Raw genomic sequence first — 18,265 nt, 5'->3', positions numbered from 1 at the left:
TATTTTGCAGAGTTCCTTAACGTGTACTAAGAAATTCCGCTTCCTTCTGCGCCTCCGCATCATCCGGATACTGGCTTGCGTACTCTGCCATGGCCGCCTTCGCATTTTCCCAGTCCAGCTTCTTTTCGAAGCAGACAACCCGATTGAATTTCATTTCCCGGATGACCTCGCTGTAATCCGCCTCCGTCTCCTGCTTCGTTCCCCGGGAAACAGTTCCGCTCTCCGGCAGCTCGATCCCTTTACTGAATGCGGCAAGCGCGCCGTCGTAATCTTCCAGCTTCATGGAACTGACTCCGATCAGATTATAGATCACAGGCGTTTCCAGGCCGCCCTCATCCAGAGCCTTCTGAAGATTCTGACGCGTCCCCTCATAATCCTCCTGAGCATAGCAGGCCATTCCGATCCCCCGGTAGGCTTCCGGTGCCCGGTCTCCCTCTTTTTCCGCGTCCTCTGCCGCCTGCTCAAAGGCGGTGACTGCTTTTTCATAGTCTCCCTGCTCCAGCTGTTCTGTCCCTTCCTTGATCAGGTTTTTGGAACAGGCTGTCAGGAGGCAGACTGACGCAATCGACAAAACCAGATATTTTATTTTTCCAGTGCTCATGTACACAACTCCTTCTATTGATACCATGATTGATCGTATCTGCTCAGTACCTCCGCAGATACTCCGCAGTCCCATAAAAACAGCCCGACGGCAATGGGAATCGCTTTTGCGGTTTATATGTTTTCGTATGGATATCCAATGATCTCCTCATCATTCCGGAAATTTCAATACCCAGAACGAATTCAGCAGGCCGATCGCCAGGACTGCCACGTCGACGATCACCGCGTCTCCCATAGTAACTCCTCCGAAAAATGCAAGTCCCAACAGGATCACTTTGATGAAAAGGGAAAAGTACAGGTTTTCTTTCACCGCCCGGACCGTCCCCCGTGAAATCCGGATGGCATTGATGATCCGCGAGGGTTCATCCTCCATCAGGATGATATCTGCCGCCTCCAGAGCCGCGTCCGATCCCAGGCCGCCCATGGCGATCCCGATATCCGCCCGCGCAAGCACCGGAGCGTCATTGATCCCGTCCCCCACAAATGCCAGCTTTTCCGATTCCAGCTGGGCGCTCATGATCTCTTCCAGCTGGGCAACCTTATCCTGGGGCATCAGATTCGCATAGACATATTCAATACCGAGTGACCTTGCCACATCATTTGCCACATGCTCGTTGTCTCCCGTCAGCATCATCACTTCCATGCGCTGCTGACGCAGCCACCGGATCGTATCGTTGACGTCTCCTCTTACCCGGTCCGAGATCAGCACATAGCCCACATATCTCCTGCCCACGGCGGCATGAACCGCTGTACCGCTGCCCTTCACCTTCTGCGTCTGAATCCCCAGCGCTTCCATGAACCTGACGTTGCCGGTATAGACCCGCATCCCGTCGATCACAGCCTCAATCCCCAGACCGGAGCGTTCCTGTATGTAGCCAATTCTGGACGTATCAATTCCTTTTTCGTAGGCATCCCGGAGAGACAGCGCGATAGGGTGGCTGGAATAGGCTTCTGCGTAGGCTGTGATCTCCAGAAGCTGGGCCGCAGTGATTCCCTTGGGACAGATTTCTTTTAAGCCAAATGTCCCTTCCGTCAGCGTCCCTGTCTTATCAAAAATAAATGTGTCTGTCTGAGACAGAGCTTCCAGATAGCTGCCGCTCTTAATCAGAACTCCCTGCCTGGACGCCGCGCCGAGGCCTCCCAGAAACGCAACGGTCACCGAGGCCAGCAGCCCGCTGGGGCAGGCAGCCGCCAGAAATATCAATCCCCGATAGAACCAGGTCTCCGGCTCCTGTCCTGAAAGCAGCACAGGCGGAAGGAGCATCACCAGGATTCCAAGTATTGTTACAATGGGGCTGTAGAATCGGGTAAACCTTTCCGCCAAACTCTGGCTTTCCCCTTTATTGCTCATTGCGTCTTCCACCATACTCAGAATCTTTGCAGCCGTAGACTCCTCATAAACCCGGGTCACCCGGGCGTCCAAAACACCGTCCATGTTGATGCTGCCGCTGTAGATCCTGCTGCCCATGCTGACGCTTCTGGGCTGAAATTCTCCTGTCAGCGCCTTTTCGTCAATATTGCCGAGGCCCCGCATGACCACCGCGTCAACCGGAATCTTCTCTCCTGGCCGGATCACGATGATCTGTCCGATCCGGAGCTCCTCCGGGCTGACTGTCTCTTCCCCCAGCCCCCGCTTCCGGTTCGCGAAGGCTGGCCGGATGTCCATAAACTTCGCGATGGACCGCTTGGTATGATCCAAAGTCTGCGACTCGATCAGCTTTCCGATATGAAAGATCAGCATCACAGCTGCTGCTTCCGTATGTTTTTCCAAGTACAGCGCACCGCCGGTTGCAAACAGCATGAGCAGATTTTCATCAAAGAGCTGCAAATGCCTGAGCTTTTTTGCTGTCTGCCAGCATGTGTCTGCCGCAAGTATCACGTATGCAGCCATAAACAGTACCGGCTCCATCTCTTTCGTGACTGCCAGATTCCAGTAATCATACCGCCCTCCGATCAGAAGGCCGAGATACAGTACGGAACCGGCGGCAAGCTCGACAAGCCTGATCTTTATTTCCTTTGACATTCCTTACTCCTGTATATGCTCCATACCCTGATTGATGATCGTCCTGATATGTCCGTCCGCCAGGGAATAGAAGACAGTCTTGCCTTCCCTCCGGTTCGTCACCAGCTTCATCTGCTTCAGCACACGGAGCTGGTGGGAAATGGCGGACTGGGTCATGTCCAGGGTCTGCGCCAGATCGCAGACACACATTTCGCCCCGGAGCAGGATGCACAGGATACGGATTCTCGTAAAATCTCCGAACACCTTGTAAAAATCCGCCAGCGCCTGCAGCTGCTCCGTATCCGGCATATGCTCCCTGACATCCTTCACAATGTCTTCATGAACATGCACAAAGTCACAATGCTCCACTTCTATCTTATCCATAGTTGTAATCTCCTTTACAAGTTTTTATTATACGTGAAATACGCAGGCGGGTCAAGAAAAGCCGCGGCTTTTTCCAACCGCGGCTTTCATATCTTTTTCACATTTCCTGTCGAGCTTACTGTTTTTGGTAGCTATGAGCACTTAGCGGATGTTCTTTATCCGCTTACGCGCGATGCGTCAAGAAACAGTTAGCGAGGTTTTAGCGAGCTTACTGTTTTTGGTAGCTATGAGCACTTAGCGGATGTTCTTTATCCGCTTACGTGCGATGCATCAAGAAACAGTTAGCGAGGTCTTAGCGAGCTTACTGTTTTTGGTAGAGGATGCGGATGGAATTTAAGATGCACAGCATCGCCACGCCTGTATCCGCAAAGACCGCCATCCACATATTTGCCAGTCCTGCCAGGCCCAGCACCATGACCGCTGCCTTGATGATCAGGGCGAATATCACATTCTGCCGCGCGATCCGTCCGGTTGCCCTGGCGATGGACAACGCCTGCGGGATCGCATTCATAGCGGAGGTCATGAACACCACATCCGCCGCTTCAATTGCCGCGTCCGCTCCGCTTCCCATAGCCGCTCCCACATCGGCCCCGGCCAGTACAGGCGCGTCGTTGATGCCGTCCCCGACAAACATCACACTGCCGTGTGTGCTGCGGATGCGGGTCAGCTCCTGAACCTTTTGTTCCGGAAGCAGCTTCGCGTGGACTTCATCGATCCCTGTCTCAGCCGCAACCGCGCGGGCTGTTTCCGCCGCGTCTCCGGTCAGCATGGCGGTCGCGATCCCCTGCCGCTTCATTGCCTGAACCGCAGGCTTCGCGTCTTCCTTCACCGTATCCGCAATGACCAGGCATCCGGCATACTTTCCATTGACTGCCAGAAGCACCTCGGTTCCATAGCTGCCTGCCTGCCCCTCTTCCAGTGTGATGCCATCCTCCACGAGAAGGGACCTGCTTCCGCAGAGAAGTGTACCGGCTTCCGTGACTGCTTCCACACCCTTTCCCGCAATTTCCTTGACAGAGTCCGGGCGGGGGCATGTGATCCCCTGTTGTTCTGCCGCCGCCATAATGCTGGCCGCGATGGGATGGGTCGAGTTCTGTTCACAGGTTCCTGCCAGCGCAAGTACCTGTTCTTCCGTAAATCCTTTTGCCGGGATCACTCTTTGAAGTTCAAAGTTCCCCTCCGTAACGGTTCCGGTCTTATCCATGACAACCGCCCTGACATCCTGCAGTGCCTCGATGGCAATGCCGCCCTTGAAGAGAATCCCCTGCTTCGAGCCAGCTCCTATCCCTGAGAAAAAGGCCAGCGGTACACTCAGGACCAACGCGCACGGACAGCTGATGACCAGGAAGGTCAAAGCCGTATAGATCCAGTACTGCCAGTTACCGGTCACCAGGGACGGCAGGATCGCCGTTGCCGCCGCCAGACCTACCACGATAGGCGTATAGATTCTGGAAAACCGTGTGATAAACCGGTCGATCTTCGGTTTGCTTGCGGCCGCGTTTTCCACGGAATCCAAAATCTTCGTTACCATGGAATCTTCCAGCGCTTTTTCTACACGAATCTTTAAAAGTCCGGAAGTGTTCACACAGCCGGAAATCACACTGTCGCCGGTTCCTGCCGCTACAGGAACCGGCTCCCCGGTCACAGGAGATGTATCAATTCGGCTCTCTCCTTCCGCGATCGTACCGTCCAACGGGATCCGGTCGCCGGGGCGTACCAGCAGAAGGTCGCCGGGCTTTGCCCGCTCTGCCGGAATCACCTGTACTTCCCCGCCATGCACCAGATTGACCACCTCAGGCCGCAGGTCTACGGCATCCATGATCTGGCTTCTGCTGCGCGCAACAGCAATGTCCTCGAACAATTCCCCGACGCGGTAAAAGAGCATGACTCCCACTGCTTCCGTATAATCCTGTATGGCAAACGCGCCGAGGGTGGCAATGCTCATCAGAAAATTTTCGTCAAACACATGGCCCTTTATGAGATTTTTTCCGGCTGTTAAAAGAACATGCCTGCCCAGTATCAGGTACGCAATGATCAAAAGAACTGCCGATGCCGTCACGGAATAACGCTCTGTCACGACTCCCGCAGCCATAAGCACCGCGCCGATACCGAGCTCCCAGATGTCCTTTTTGTTCTCTCTGGCTTTCTCCTTTTCTGCTTCCTTCCGTTCCGACGCGGCCTGCTTGGTCTCCTGCTTTGTTAGAGTCACACCGTCTTCGATGGAAGCACAGATTTCCTGGAATACGGGAAGGAGTTCCTCGCTTGTATTCGTCACGATCTGGAGCTGTTTGGTGGCATAGATCAGGTTGGCATAATCCACCTGGGGCAGCTCCTGGATCTTTCGCTCCATCTTCGCCGCGCAGTTGGCGCAGCCCAGGTTCTCGATGATGTAAATCTGCTTTTTCACACCGTCAAACGCGTGATTGACCGGGCGGCGCTCTATCGGCTCGTGGTGGTGGCCCTCGTGGTCGTGATGACCTTCATGACCGTGATCGTGGCCGCAGCCGCAATGCTCTCCGTGAACATGATGATGCTCATGGAATTCGTGAATATGTTCCTCATGATCATGGCCGCAGCCGCAATGTTCTCCATGGTCATGATGATGCTCATGGGATTCGTGAATATGTTCCTCATGGTTGTGGCCGCAGCCGCAATGTTCTCCATGGTCATGAACATGCGACTCATATATCTCATGATTGTGATTCCGATGTTTCCTGCCTTTTTTTATGATTTCTTCATTTTGAATTGCTAATTCTCCCATAGTATCCCTCCCAAATGATATCGCAATACATATGAGTAATTGCTCATATGTTCATGTAAGCACAAAAGGAGGAATTTGTCAAGAGGTATTGTGAAATAAGCCTAAATTACTGTAACACTACGTAGGATATGATGCTGCTATTTCAACTTGTTTTCACAATCCTGCAATTCATAAACTATACGGTCTGCAAAGACAGTATGACCTTCCACTCTATACAGCAGAAAATACCGCTGCCGCAAAAAATGAGTCCGCTTGTATCCGTTCTTTTTTAATGCAGGGCTTTCGCAGTCCTGTAAACTGTCCGCCGTAACAGGGCAGTCTCTGAATCGTTTCTTCAAAATCATTCAATACATTATAGTCCATATTTCGCCCTCATATCCGCAACCGCGTCTTCGGCATCTCTGTATTTTCCCTGGGCAGCATGTTTTCTTGCAGTATCAAGCCGGGATAATAATTCCTTTTCTGAAAAAGGCCGATATGGATTATCTGAAACTTCTGAGACGCGCATGATTTCAAATGGAATACCGTTTCTCATAACTGCCTGTGTCAAAAACTTTCTGATCGCAGTTGTAGTGTCAGTTCCCAAATCTTTAAATAACACATCGGCCTTCATTTTTAAATCTACTTCCTGACTTGACCCTCGCGGCAGTCGCCAAATATCCATGCAAGCATGTCTGCTTAGCTCATTGCTTCGCAGGAATAAAAAAAGGATGCATCTGCTTATCACGGCTTTTGCATCCTTTTAACTAAGGAACTCTACGGAAACAGCTTATACAGTTCCTAAACTCAAAACTTCGACAATTTCAATTTCTCTTCCAGATACTTCTCCAGCCGTTCCTGCACGAACATGGGAACCTCCAGCATCTTCAGCGGCCTTCCGTCGCCCTCAGTCTTCTTCACATATTCCGTCACCGCGTCATAGTACACGCCCAGGAACTCGGTCCCCACATTAAACTTATTGATTCCTTTTGTAAATGCAATCTCCAGCTGGTCGTGAGGGATCCCGCTTCCTCCGTGAAGCACCAGCGGCACATCCGTCGCCGCATTGATCTCCTCCAGCCGGGCAATGTCCAGATGGGGCGTTTCCACATAGACGCCGTGGGCATTTCCGATAGCAATGGTCAGGGAATCACATCCGGTCTCCCGGCAGAATCGTTCGGCGGCATCTGCCTTTGTATAAAAATCACTCTTGTCGCCGTCGCAGTCCTGAGCAAGTCCTACGTGCCCGATCTCCGCTTCCACATCCACGCCGAAAATGTGCGCCGTCTCCACTACCTTTCTGGTCACGGCGATATTTTCGTCCAGCTCATGGGCGGACGCATCGATCATCACAGAGTCAAATCCCCCGCGGATGGCCTGCATCACAGATCTGTAATCATAGCTGTGGTCCAGATGCAGTCCCACCGGAACCTTCACCGAGGCCGCCAGTTCCTTTGTCATCTGTGCAAATCCGCTGACATTCATGGTATTGTTCATTTCCACATGCTCCGGCAGCAGCATCACGATGACTGGTGTATTCGTCTTTTCCGCAGTCGTCACGACCGAATATACCATATTATAATCCGTACAGATAAATGCAATCACAGACGTATTGCACTGATCCGCAAGCTTCAAAATATTACTGACCTTCTCCAACATAATCCTTACCTCTTTCTCCTACACCTGAAATCCAACCGATGACATCGCGTCAGTTCCCCAGCACCTCCGAAAACGCCCGGAACAGATAGCTCACAGACACCGCTCCCGGATCCGGAAGCCCAATCGCCTCCTCCCGGAAGTTCTTGCTGCGTCCCACCTTGGGCAGGATGCCCTTACTCTTCTCCGCGCCTTTTGCCGCCGCCTGATACGCCGCCGCAAGCATTTCGCCTGCCTGTGTCCCCGCATGCTCCTTCAATGCACAGACAGCAGGATACAACGCATCCAGCATGGTCTTCTGCCCCGGCTTTGAGCGGCCCCTGCGTTCAATGGCCTGCTCGCCGTCATAAAAATAATCCGCCAGTTCTTCCGTTGATACCGCGTCTCCATGCGGTAGTCTGCCGATCCCGCCGAAGAACATGGTCCCGAAGATCACCCCCGAAGCTCCGCCCATGCTTTTGATCAGTTCCAGACTGACCGCCTGGCAGAGCTCATCTACATAGTGAAATTTCCTTTCGCAAAGCATCATTTTCACTGCGGAAAATCCCCGCTTCATCCCGGTTCCGTGATCTCCGTCCCCGATCACCGAATCGATTTCCGTCAGCCGCGGTTCCTTTTCGATGATCAGCTCTGCCCCATGAAAAAACATTTCCTGAAGTGTTTCTACGTTAATCTGCCCCATCCTTATCCCCTCTCTCAGACCGTAAAATCATAGCCTGATGCTTTTCCCAGGCAGGCTTTCATCTCCTCATCCACAGCCAGCAGCGAGATCATGCAGCCGTTGGAATCAAACACATCAAAATACGTGCCCACTGAGCTGCCGCACACGGCAATCCCTTTTTTCTGCAAACGCCGAACCGCCGCGCGGAGCACCACAAAGCCCTCGGTAAAGCACATCCGCCGCAATCGGTTGACGCACAGGAACACCTCCTTCGGGCCGTAAGGCTCCAGCTCCGCCAGAAGCCTGTCAACCGCCAGAGAAACCAACTGGTCCGCCGATTCAAAAGGCACGCTCTCCACCGGAGGCTCCCCGGAAAATCCCGGTCCAACCAGGAGCTTCCCCTCTTCCTCCACCTTCATCGTGACAGAGCGCAGCCGTTCATTGCCCTTTTTCGCCAGACGCCACACCTGTTCCAGAGAATCCCCCCGGCCCGCGGCTGCGGATGCCAGCTTCGCAACCTGGGCGATGCCGTGAAGTCCGCCCCTTGACTCTTTTTCCTCGCCGATACAGCTGCACACATCATCGGAAATATAACAGGCCCTTGCCCGGATTCCCTCATGCGCCAACAGCTCCAGCGCCATGTCATTATTCAGATAATCTCCCATGAAATGATTGCACAAAAACAGTACTCCTTTCCCCGCGTCAATTGTTTTTGCCATCTCATAGAGCACATAGGCATTCGGAGCGCAGTTGAACTCACCATGCACCGCCGCGTCCGCCAGCCCCTGCCGGGCGAAACCGGCCCACATGGGGCCATAGCCGCCTCCTCCGTCTACAATGACCCGCACCTGATCCTCCGGCAGATGTTTCCGGAACAGGCCGCAGCCATATTTTGTATCCAGCTTCTCATATATTCCGGGCTCCGCATACAGGATCCCTTCCAGCGCTTCTCTAAGCGCTGTTTCTTCACTGTTCCATATCCACATACGCTTCTCACTTATCCCTTCACCGCGCCGGATGTCATACCCTTCACAAACTGCTTCTGCACAATGGAATAGAAGATGATCATCGGGATCGTGATAATGATCAGAATCGCAAACAGGACTCCTGGCTGGCTGTTGTATACGCCCTTGTACTGCTGCGCGATCAGCGGGAGGGTCTTTGTCGTGGCCTTCGTCATCGTACACAGCGCCAGGAAAAACTCATTCCAGCAGGTCAGGAAGGTCCAAATGGAAACCACCACGATACCGGATTTCAGCAGCGGCAGCACGATCCGCACATACAGTCCCGGCGTGGAACAGCCGTCGATGATGGCCGCCTCCTCCAGCTCCTTTGGAATTCCCGACATAAACCCCTGCAGGATCGTCACCGCATAGGGGATATTCAGCGCAATGTACGGAAAGATCAGCCCGAAATAATTGTCCAGAAGTCCGAACCTGCTGTTGAGCTGCGTGATTGGAATCACCAGCGCGCTGATCGGAACCATCAGGGCACACATGATCATGTTATACATGAGCAGCTTCCCCTTCACATTTTCCCTGGAAAACCCGAACACGGCCATGGACGCGAACAGCACCGTCGCAACCGTGGAAACCGTAGAGATCACAAAGCTGGCCAGGAAATTATAAGGAATGGTTGGATTATCTTTCATTGCCTTGATATAATTGCCGTTGGTCAGTTCCGTCACAAACAGGCGCGGATCATAGATAGAATTCTGCGTCCGAAAGGACAGGCTGAGCGTAAAGATCAAAGGCAGCAATGTCATGACCGTCGCAATAATCAGCAGCAGAATCCATCCTGCCTGCCCCATCTGCGGACGAGACCCGGATTTTTGATTTGAATTTGCCATGGTCAGTCTCCTTTCTTCATAAAATCACCGGAACCAAGGAACCGAACCTGTATAAAGGTCAGGATCAACGCGACTAACAGGATCGCAACCGAAATGGTACATGCATAGCCCATCTGGTTCTGGGTAAAGCCCTTGAGGAAGATGTAGGTTCCCGGCATCTCCGTCGCATGGTTCGGTCCGCCGTTGGTCATCACGCCCACCAGCGCGTAAGTCTGCAATGAACCGATCACACCCAGCATCAGCAGCGACTTGTGCACCGATGCCAGAGAGGGCAGGTATACATACCTGAGCTCCTGCCATACTGTCGCTCCGTCGATCCGCGCTGCTTCCTTGATATCATCGGAAATCTGCGACAGGCCGCCTACATATATGATCATGGACCATCCCGTCCACTCCCAGATATTGGCCAGCATCACTCCGAACAGGGCTACTTTTGCGTTGCCCAGAACGTTGATGGTCGGGGACATATTGAACCACTGGTTCAGATAATACCCCAGGATCCCCTGATAGGGCTGAAAAATCTTGCTCCACACGATCGCTACGACCGTAACAGAGGTAACGACCGGTATAAAAAAAATGGTACGGAATACCATCTTCGAGATTCCTTTTCCATTGCGTTTTTTCCGTCCGAGCCGCTCCTCAATGATGTACGCAAGGATAAATCCGAGACAGGCCTGTATCGGTACTGTGACCAGAATCCAGACCGCCGAGTTTTTGATGGTCGTCCAGAACGTAGAATCCTTTAAGAGACTGAAATAATTGGCCAGTCCGACGAATTCCATTTTTGACAGGGTTGACCATTTATAAACACTGTGTGTCGAAACGAACAAAATGGGGTACAAAATATACATACAGAAGAAGAACATCGCCGGAGCGATAAACAGATATGCGATCCAGTTGATCTTCTGCTTTTTCTTGATCTTTGTATTCTCCACTCCACACCCTCCTCTCCGATGATTTTTAATGGTGTACAAAACGCCTGACGCTTTTTTGCGTCCCCAGGAATAGAAATGAGGGGAACCCTCAAAGGCTCCCCTCCGATCCAGGCACTCAATCAATGATTTTTTCATACTTATATAATTTAGTACAGAAACATTTTTTACTTTTCTTTTATAAGAGCATTCTGCCCTTTCAGATACATTTACTGTTTTTTACAGAGTATTCTGCCCTTCCAGACGAATTTCCTGTTTTTTACAGAGCATCCTGCGCTTCCTGAATGTGAGCCGCTGCCGCGTCTACATCATATTCTCCGCCGACCAGTCCCTGCATTGCTTCCTGAACCGCCGTCTCGATGGTGGATTCCGCGATACGCTGGTTTACCAGTCCGCCCGCGATATCCTTACCGGATCTGTTGAACTCGTCAACCGCATTCTGCAGGCCGTCTCTCTCGATCATCGCGCTGGTATCCGGCTCCATATTCGGATAGGACAGATGGTTGTTCATATCGTTCGCAATCTCCTGTCCGCCCGCGCCTGCCGCAAAGCTGGCCAGAGCTTTCCATGCCGCTTCAGGATTCTTGCAGTTCTTTGTGATGCCGTATCCGAAGTCTACGCCGCCGATGGGTTTGGAGTCTTCCACATCGTCAGAGATTGCCGGGAGATAGAAGTAGTCATAATCCCAGTTCGCAACCGCATCCGCCACATCTTCTGCCGTATATTCCTGCGCCCACCAGGAACCCAGAGCCATCATTCCCGCCTGGCCTGCGAGGAACAAAGTCGTTCCGTCGCTGTAGCTTGTGGAGGAAAGCGCGCCGTCCTGGATCACGCCGTCGTCAAACAGTTTCTTGTAGTTGGTCATTGCTTTCTTCATCTCGTCGCAGGTCCATTCCTTCTCGCCGTTCTGGCATGCGTCGAAGAGATCTTTGTCGATCTGTGAGGTACACATAATCAGCAGGTTTACATGCTGCCATCCGTCAGCGCCGCCGAAGAATAACGGAGCATAGCCGCCGTCCCTGAGTTTCTTTGAGCAGTCTACCAGCTCTGCGTATGTGGTCGGAGCCTTCAGGCCGAGACTGTCAAAGAGGGTCTTGTTGTACTCGATATAGATTACCTGCGTCTCAATAGGGAGAATGTAGTAACTGTCGTCCCCCTCCTCATTTCCTAACTGGAGCTGACTCTGGGTTACATTGTCGTATACGGATGTCCAGTCATCGCCCCACTCTTTTTTCGCATATTCTCCGAGATCGATCAGATAATCGGAATAAGTCTGAGTCAGAGAACCCGGCTGCAGTCCCATGATATCCGGAAGATTGTCCGCAGATGAAGCCGCGGAGATCGCCTCTAAGTATTCGGGATTATAGTTGTAGTTCGTATAGTCAATCTTGATATCGGAATTTTCCTTTTCAAATGCCGCGATCATCTTTTCCGCAGTACGTGTCACCGGTGACCAGGTCCACAGGGAAATGGATCCGCCCGCTTCACTGCTGCCGCCCTCATTGCCGCTTTCTTCACCTTCCGCCTCGCTGCCGCTGTCTGCCCCGCTCTGGCTGCCGCTCTCTCCGCCCGCGTTGCCTCCGCCGCAGGCCGCAAGACTGATCACCATAGCGCCTGCAAGCATTACACTTACCATTTTCTTAAACATGTTTTTCCTCCTTTATTTTTTGATTGATTGACTGGACTCCAATATTTGATACCTTGCAAATTCCTCTCTCCACCGCGCCCCCTGCTCCGGCTCATACACCTTCAATTCAAAGGACTCCTTTGAGAGCTGCCGCATCTGCTCCACCGACGTCACCTCGCCCTGGGCATACAGCTGTGTCAGCAGATTGCCGGAGATCGTGGCATAGGTCATTCCCGCATGGATCTCCATATCCAGGGCGTTGCTGATGAACTGCATCAAAAGCCCGTTTCTGGAACCTCCGTTGATCACATAGACCCTTGAAAAATGCTCTCCCAGCTCCCGGAACGCACAGGCATAATGCCGCGCCTTCATTGCAATGCTTTCATAGATACACCGGATAAACTCGCCGTCCTTTTCCAGCAGCGGCTGACCTGTACGCCGCAGATAGTCATTGATCTTCGCGCACGTATCGCCTCCCGCGGTGCCGAGCAGCGCGTCCTCCACATCAATGTAAACACGAGGGGACGGCGTATTCTGGGCAAGCCAGATCAGATCCGGGTGGGTATAATCCTTTCCCTCTTCACGCTTTGTCCGCAAAAATTCATTGATATGCCAGCTTGCCGAGAAATCCCGGTAAATGATCTTTCTCCGGTCGATTCCTCCGGTATTCTTGAAGCCCTTTTCATAGGCCTCCCTGGTCAGCAGGCAGTCCTCTCTCTCAATGCCCATACTGATGCTGGTTCCCACGCTGATGTACAGATCTTCTTTTCCGAAATCCGGAATAGCCGCCACTGCCGCGGCACTGTCATGGCTCACCGCCGCAATGATCTGGGTCTTCTGCATCCCGGTCTTCTCGGTCACCCAGGCCCCGAAGCTTCCTTTCGTGTTGCCCGGCTCCACGATGGGCGGCAGCATTTTTTCCGGAAGGGCGAAGCGCTTCATCACCTGGCGGCTCCAGTCCTCCTGCCGGTTCTCCAGAAGGCAGGAGGTTCCGGCGATGGTCATCTCGCAGCTGATCTCCCCTCCCAGGAAATAGGACAACAGATCCGGCAGGAACAGCATGTCCTCCGCTGATTCCAGGATCCGGCTCTTCTGTACCACATACGAATAGAGCTGCGGAAGCGTATACGTCCTGTTGCACTGGCATCCGGTGAGTTGAAACAGCTCCCACTCGTCCATCACCTGCTTCATGTCCTCCATCGTTCCCGAGGTCCGTTCATCCCGGTAATGGTAGACTGGCTCCAGAAGCCGTCCGAAGCCGTCCAGCAGTCCGTAGCTGGCGCCCCATGTGTCTATGGCAAATGTATCTGCCTGTCCGTATTTTCCCCGAAAGAGGGCAAGCCCGTCCAGAACGGAATGATAGAGTCCAAACACATCCCAGTAAAGCGCCGTTCCGATATCCGCCGGGCGGTTCGGGAAATCCCAATATTCATTTATGTGCATCTGCCTGCCGTCAAACACGGCGGCGGCCATCTTTCCGCCGCTTGCGCCGATATCGGCGGCAATCATCAATCTTTCCTTCATAGCATATATTCTTTCATGTGAATCATACTCTTATGTATCCTGATCCGGTAAGTGTAACTGCTCTATTATATGGTCTCTTCCAAAAATTCAAATGCTTCCTGCAGCACCAGCGCCGCGGCGCCCATGGCACCCAGATCCGGGCCAAATTCGGAAACTTCTATATTTAATATATCCGTATTTTCCGGAATGGCATCCCGTTCCACACAGGCTCTCAGACGTTCCAGGAAGGGCGTTCCGATAGAAGCAAGTTCTCCGTACATAACGATCCTGCTGGGGGCGAAGATATTGACCAGGATGCCCAGAGCTTTCCCCAGATACTGGCTGGCCTGCTGCAAGAGCCCCAGCGAATCCTCATCTCCGGCCAGTACGGCTTCCCGAAATACTGCCATCGTGATTTTCTCCGTATCTCCATGGATCATATCTGCGATCCCCTTAAATCTTCCGGCCAGCACACCGTCCCGGATCTTGCCCATAATGGCCACATCCGACACCTCGGAATTCAGGCAGCCATAGCGTCCGCAGGAACACATCCTGCTCCCGGTGCCGACCCGGATATGGCCCAGCTCTCCTGGAAAACCGTATCTGCTGCTCACCGCCTGGTTGTTGATGACCGGCATGACCCTGGCGCCGGTTCTGACAGATATGAACAGCATATCGTCACAGGAGCCATGGAACACCAGCCATTTATAGGCGTAGATCATCACATCTACGTTATTTCCCATATAACAGGGAATCTGAAATTCCTCTTCTATGATCTGTCTCACCGGGATATTCTTCCACCCCTCAAAGTAGGTGTAGGACAGCGCGATCCCCTTCGTCTTGTCGCTGTAGCCGGGTACGCCAAGCCCGATCCCGATGATCTTCTCTTTCCCGCCCTCGGGTACCCGGATCGCCTCCCGGACCATGTCCTTGATCAGACCGAGCAGCCCGTCCGTGCACCGATGCGCGTCATCGAGCGCCTTTCTCTGCCGATGAACCGGCTGTCCTGTAAAATCGAGAACAACACAATGCATCCATGTGCGGTTCCACTCTACTCCCACGAAATATCCTCCATGAGGATTCAGACGGAGCCAGACCGGTTTTCTTCCGACCCTTGCCTCCTCACATTCCTCCTCGTAGATCAGGCCGTCCCGAATCATGTCCTCCACGGTATTCATCACGGTGGTCATGCTGTAGGCCGTCATCTTCCGAATGTCGTTGCGGGAAACGTCCGTGTTTGTCCGGATCACACTTAGCATCTTGTTGCGTTGGTAGTATTTTCTGCTTTCCAGAATTGATTCATTTTCCATAAGTCCTGTCCGCCTTTCCTGAAACACATGCAGCATGTCTGCATTCTGCTGGATAAAATTGCCCTTACGATTAGGCTTGCCTTTTGTACCTCCTGCATTTTCGCATGGATCCTGCAGTAAATACGCACACTCTTATCAGACAATTATAAGCGTTCACAGGGGAACGAATCAATCATTAAATCGAAAACGGGATTATTTTTTTACCCGTTTTGCACGGTTCTCCTTGTAGATCTCATAGAATCTTGCGATCTCCAGTTGATCAAGCGCTTTTTCCCCGCCCAGAATGTAACTCGTGATCAGGATCTGCTCCGCGATGGCCTCGCTTGCCTCCACGATGTTCATGGCATCCTCCACCGTCTTACCCACCGCCAGGCTTCCGTGGTTCCCCAGCAGTACGATCCGATAGCCTTCCGCCAGATAGGGCTCTGCCATGGTGAGGATGTATTTTGTTCCCGGCGCGCCGTAGGGAGCGCATGGAATCTTGTGGAAATTGCCCATCATCTCCGGAAGCGCCCCGGTCTCAATGTCCCGGCAGGCCATGGAAAACGCGGTCAATACTTTGGAATGGCTGTGCACCACGCCGCCTACATCCCATCCGTTCTCCTCGCAGATATCGTATGCCATGGTATGCATGATGATCTCGGAAGTCTCCTTCATGCCCCAGATCCGCTCTCCCGCTTCATTGATGACCGCGATCTTCTCCGGGGTCAGCATCCCCTTGTTCTGTCCGGTGGGGGTGATGTAGATCTTGCCGTCCCGCTTTGTCGAAATATTGCCTGCAAAGGAATTTACAAGTCCTTTGTCATCCATCCGCTTTGCCACAAACAATACTTCTTCGATAGCCTCCTTTGAAATACCAAGCTCTCTCATCTTTGTACTTGTGTCTGTCATGTCCTGCCTCTCCCTTTCCCTCGTAAGTTTATTATTTTTTCGATTATATTTGTAGGCATAATTTACCATTTTTTGAAATTTTATCAAATTTTTTGTGCTTTTTCCTGATTGTTTTGTCTTTATTTATTATTTTTTCGATATAATTAATTATAGACATTTTATCTCATTTGTCAATAGGTTTTTGGAAAATTATTTCGAAAAAAGAAAAATCTTGTTACAGGGCACGCCTGGTCAAGGTGTGTGACCTGCGGCAAAATCTTATCCGCACATCTAAATAAAAACATTTACGGGTGATGTATGAGTTGTCAGGAGTAAATAGATATGGTAAAATTTTAAGGCAGAGTGATCGTTTTATAAGGGAGGCATAATACAGTGAAAAAAACAAAAAAGCTTCCAATCGGAATTGAATTTTTTAGGGATTTCAAGAGAGATCATTTTTACTATGTCGATAAAACAGGCTTTATTCGCAATCTGATAGATACCAGGGGGAGCGTAAACTTATTTACAAGGCCCCGTCGGTTCGGGAAGAGCCTTAATATGGATATGCTCAAAACATTCTTCGAGATTGGTACGGATCCTTCCCTTTTTGATGATTTGGAGATCGCACATGAGACTGCGTTCTGTGAGCAGCACATGGGGAAGTATCCTGTGATTTCCATCAGTCTGAAGGATGTGGAAGGAAAGACTTTTCAGACGGCGTATGATATGTTGGGGATTGAAATCAGCAGGGAAGCCAGACGATTTAAGTCTCTCTTAGAAAGCGGCAGATTGATGCCATTTGAAAAGGAACAGATGATTCGCTTAATGAAAGGTAAGTTTGAAAAAGAAGCTTATCTTCACACCAGTCTTCGGCTTTTAACAGAATTACTTTTTGAGCATTATGGGATTCCGGTGATCGTTTTGATCGATGAATACGATGTGCCTTTAGATAAAGCGTATCAAAACGGCTATTATCCGGATATGGTCAGTCTAATCCGTTCTTTATTCAGCCAGGTGCTTAAAACAAACAGTAATTTATATTTTGCCGTGATTACCGGATGCCTCCGGATTGCAAAAGAAAGTATTTTTACAGGGCTTAATAACTTTAAAGTCCGGACAATCTCAGATATCCGCTTTGCAGAGTATTTTGGATTTACAGAAGATGAAGTAAAAGCGTTGCTTGAATATTATAATCTGGAAGAAAAATTTGATATACTAAAGGAATGGTATGACGGTTACCGCTTTGGTCAGACGGATGTATATTGTCCATGGGATGTGATCAATCAATGTGATAAGTTTCTGGAGGCAAAAGATGCCCCCATGGAAGCGCATTGGGAGAACAGCAGCAGCAACGCGATTGTACAGGACATTCTTGAGACAGCGACAGAAACAACGAAAAGCCAAATCGAAGCACTGATTTCCGGCGAAGCAGTGGAAAAGATACTGATTCCGGAATTGACCTATACGGATCTTGGCAGTAAAAATAAAAGTATACGTGAAACCTATCTATGGAGTGTCCTTTTCGCGGCAGGATACCTGACGGATGCCGGCAAACCTGAAAATGGAATTCACAGGCTGGTGATTCCCAACAGAGAAATATTAGGAATTTATGAAAAACGGATTCTTTCCTGTTTTCAGGCAGAAATCACAAGCGATACGACCAGATGGGAAAAATTTTGTGAGGCATTAAAAACAGGAGATGCTGTGGAACTCCAGAATATATTTAATGAATTTATGGCTGTTTCCATCAGTATCCGAGATACATTCACGCGAAAAGAAATGAAAGAAAATTTTTATCATGGCATGATATTAGGGCTTTTGCAGGCAGAAGGAAGCTGGAGCCTGAAGTCAAACGCGAAATCCGGGGTAGGATACACGGATATTCGATTGGAAATCCCTTCGGCAAAAATCGGCTGTGTAATTGAAGTTAAATACGCTGAGCATGGACAATATGAGCAGTCCTGTGCCAAAGCAATGAAGCAGATTGAGGAGGATGGATATGCCGAGATACTCCGGCAGGATGGTATGCAGACAATCCATAAGTATGGGATTGCATGTTATAAGAAAAGCTGCAGAATAGCGTACTGCCGGGAAGAGTGAAACAAGAGTATAGCCTATCGATAGAGTCGTC

General features: G+C 51.1%; 16 protein-coding genes. 1 reads left to right on the top strand and 15 read right to left on the bottom strand.

Annotation, left to right across the window (positions count from 1 at the left end; genetic code table 11):
• Window positions 1-16: 16 nt before the first annotated feature.
• From ACTOY7_RS01765 to ACTOY7_RS01695, 15 genes are all read right to left on the bottom strand, one after another.
• Window positions 17-601: a tetratricopeptide repeat protein gene (locus tag ACTOY7_RS01765; protein WP_160282592.1), complete on the bottom strand. Its 585-nt coding sequence runs from the start codon at window positions 599-601 to the stop codon at window positions 17-19.
• Between the two features lie 150 nt (window positions 602-751).
• Window positions 752-2,623 carry a heavy metal translocating P-type ATPase gene (locus tag ACTOY7_RS01760; RefSeq protein WP_482670346.1) on the bottom strand — a complete coding sequence of 624 codons (1,872 nt, stop codon included), beginning with the start codon at window positions 2,621-2,623 and terminating at the stop codon, window positions 752-754.
• A 3-nt stretch (window positions 2,624-2,626) separates the two neighbouring features.
• A complete protein-coding gene (locus ACTOY7_RS01755) occupies window positions 2,627-2,986 on the bottom strand; it encodes an ArsR/SmtB family transcription factor (RefSeq protein ID WP_160282590.1) in 360 nt (119 codons plus the stop codon).
• A gap of 301 nt (window positions 2,987-3,287) precedes the next feature.
• A complete protein-coding gene (locus ACTOY7_RS01750) occupies window positions 3,288-5,393 on the bottom strand; it encodes a heavy metal translocating P-type ATPase (RefSeq protein WP_394683127.1) in 2,106 nt (701 codons plus the stop codon).
• A gap of 32 nt (window positions 5,394-5,425) precedes the next feature.
• Window positions 5,426-5,680: a hypothetical protein gene (locus ACTOY7_RS01745; protein ID WP_482670345.1), complete on the bottom strand. Its 255-nt coding sequence runs from the start codon at window positions 5,678-5,680 to the stop codon at window positions 5,426-5,428.
• A gap of 419 nt (window positions 5,681-6,099) precedes the next feature.
• The gene (locus ACTOY7_RS01740) at window positions 6,100-6,411 is read right to left on the bottom strand and encodes a type II toxin-antitoxin system RelB/DinJ family antitoxin (protein WP_160282588.1); all 312 of its coding nucleotides are present in this window, start codon (window positions 6,409-6,411) and stop codon (window positions 6,100-6,102) included.
• A 122-nt stretch (window positions 6,412-6,533) separates the two neighbouring features.
• Complete coding sequence (locus tag ACTOY7_RS01735) at window positions 6,534-7,385, bottom strand: class II fructose-bisphosphate aldolase (RefSeq protein ID WP_394683129.1); 852 nt, start codon at window positions 7,383-7,385, stop codon at window positions 6,534-6,536.
• A gap of 49 nt (window positions 7,386-7,434) precedes the next feature.
• Window positions 7,435-8,064, bottom strand: coding sequence for a dihydroxyacetone kinase subunit DhaL (dhaL, locus tag ACTOY7_RS01730; protein WP_160282586.1), 630 nt, complete (start codon window positions 8,062-8,064; stop codon window positions 7,435-7,437).
• A gap of 14 nt (window positions 8,065-8,078) precedes the next feature.
• Window positions 8,079-9,029, bottom strand: coding sequence for a dihydroxyacetone kinase subunit DhaK (locus ACTOY7_RS01725; RefSeq protein WP_160282585.1), 951 nt, complete (start codon window positions 9,027-9,029; stop codon window positions 8,079-8,081).
• An 11-nt stretch (window positions 9,030-9,040) separates the two neighbouring features.
• Window positions 9,041-9,892 carry a carbohydrate ABC transporter permease gene (locus ACTOY7_RS01720; protein ID WP_160282584.1) on the bottom strand — a complete coding sequence of 284 codons (852 nt, stop codon included), beginning with the start codon at window positions 9,890-9,892 and terminating at the stop codon, window positions 9,041-9,043.
• A gap of 2 nt (window positions 9,893-9,894) precedes the next feature.
• Complete coding sequence (locus ACTOY7_RS01715; RefSeq protein WP_482670344.1) at window positions 9,895-10,827, bottom strand: carbohydrate ABC transporter permease; 933 nt, start codon at window positions 10,825-10,827, stop codon at window positions 9,895-9,897.
• 256 nt (window positions 10,828-11,083) lie between these two features.
• Window positions 11,084-12,472: an ABC transporter substrate-binding protein gene (locus ACTOY7_RS01710; RefSeq protein ID WP_160282582.1), complete on the bottom strand. Its 1,389-nt coding sequence runs from the start codon at window positions 12,470-12,472 to the stop codon at window positions 11,084-11,086.
• A 12-nt stretch (window positions 12,473-12,484) separates the two neighbouring features.
• Window positions 12,485-13,975 carry a rhamnulokinase gene (locus ACTOY7_RS01705; protein WP_482670343.1) on the bottom strand — a complete coding sequence of 497 codons (1,491 nt, stop codon included), beginning with the start codon at window positions 13,973-13,975 and terminating at the stop codon, window positions 12,485-12,487.
• A 65-nt stretch (window positions 13,976-14,040) separates the two neighbouring features.
• Window positions 14,041-15,264 (bottom strand): ROK family protein, encoded by a 1,224-nt coding sequence (locus ACTOY7_RS01700; protein WP_394683132.1) that lies wholly within the window; start codon window positions 15,262-15,264, stop codon window positions 14,041-14,043.
• A 192-nt stretch (window positions 15,265-15,456) separates the two neighbouring features.
• Entirely contained in the window at window positions 15,457-16,155 is a 699-nt protein-coding gene (locus tag ACTOY7_RS01695) for a class II aldolase/adducin family protein (RefSeq protein ID WP_482670342.1), read from the bottom strand.
• Between the two features lie 372 nt (window positions 16,156-16,527).
• On the opposite strand from ACTOY7_RS01695, the gene ACTOY7_RS01690 reads away from it, so the two are divergent.
• On the top strand, window positions 16,528-18,234 hold the full coding sequence (locus tag ACTOY7_RS01690; RefSeq protein ID WP_482670341.1) for an AAA family ATPase: 1,707 nt from the start codon (window positions 16,528-16,530) through the stop codon (window positions 18,232-18,234).
• Window positions 18,235-18,265 lie beyond the last annotated feature (31 nt).

Source organism: Schaedlerella sp. (genome assembly GCF_056796775.1).
The sequence above is the reverse complement of the archived record's forward strand: the minus strand, read 5'-3'. Positions and strand labels throughout refer to the sequence as shown.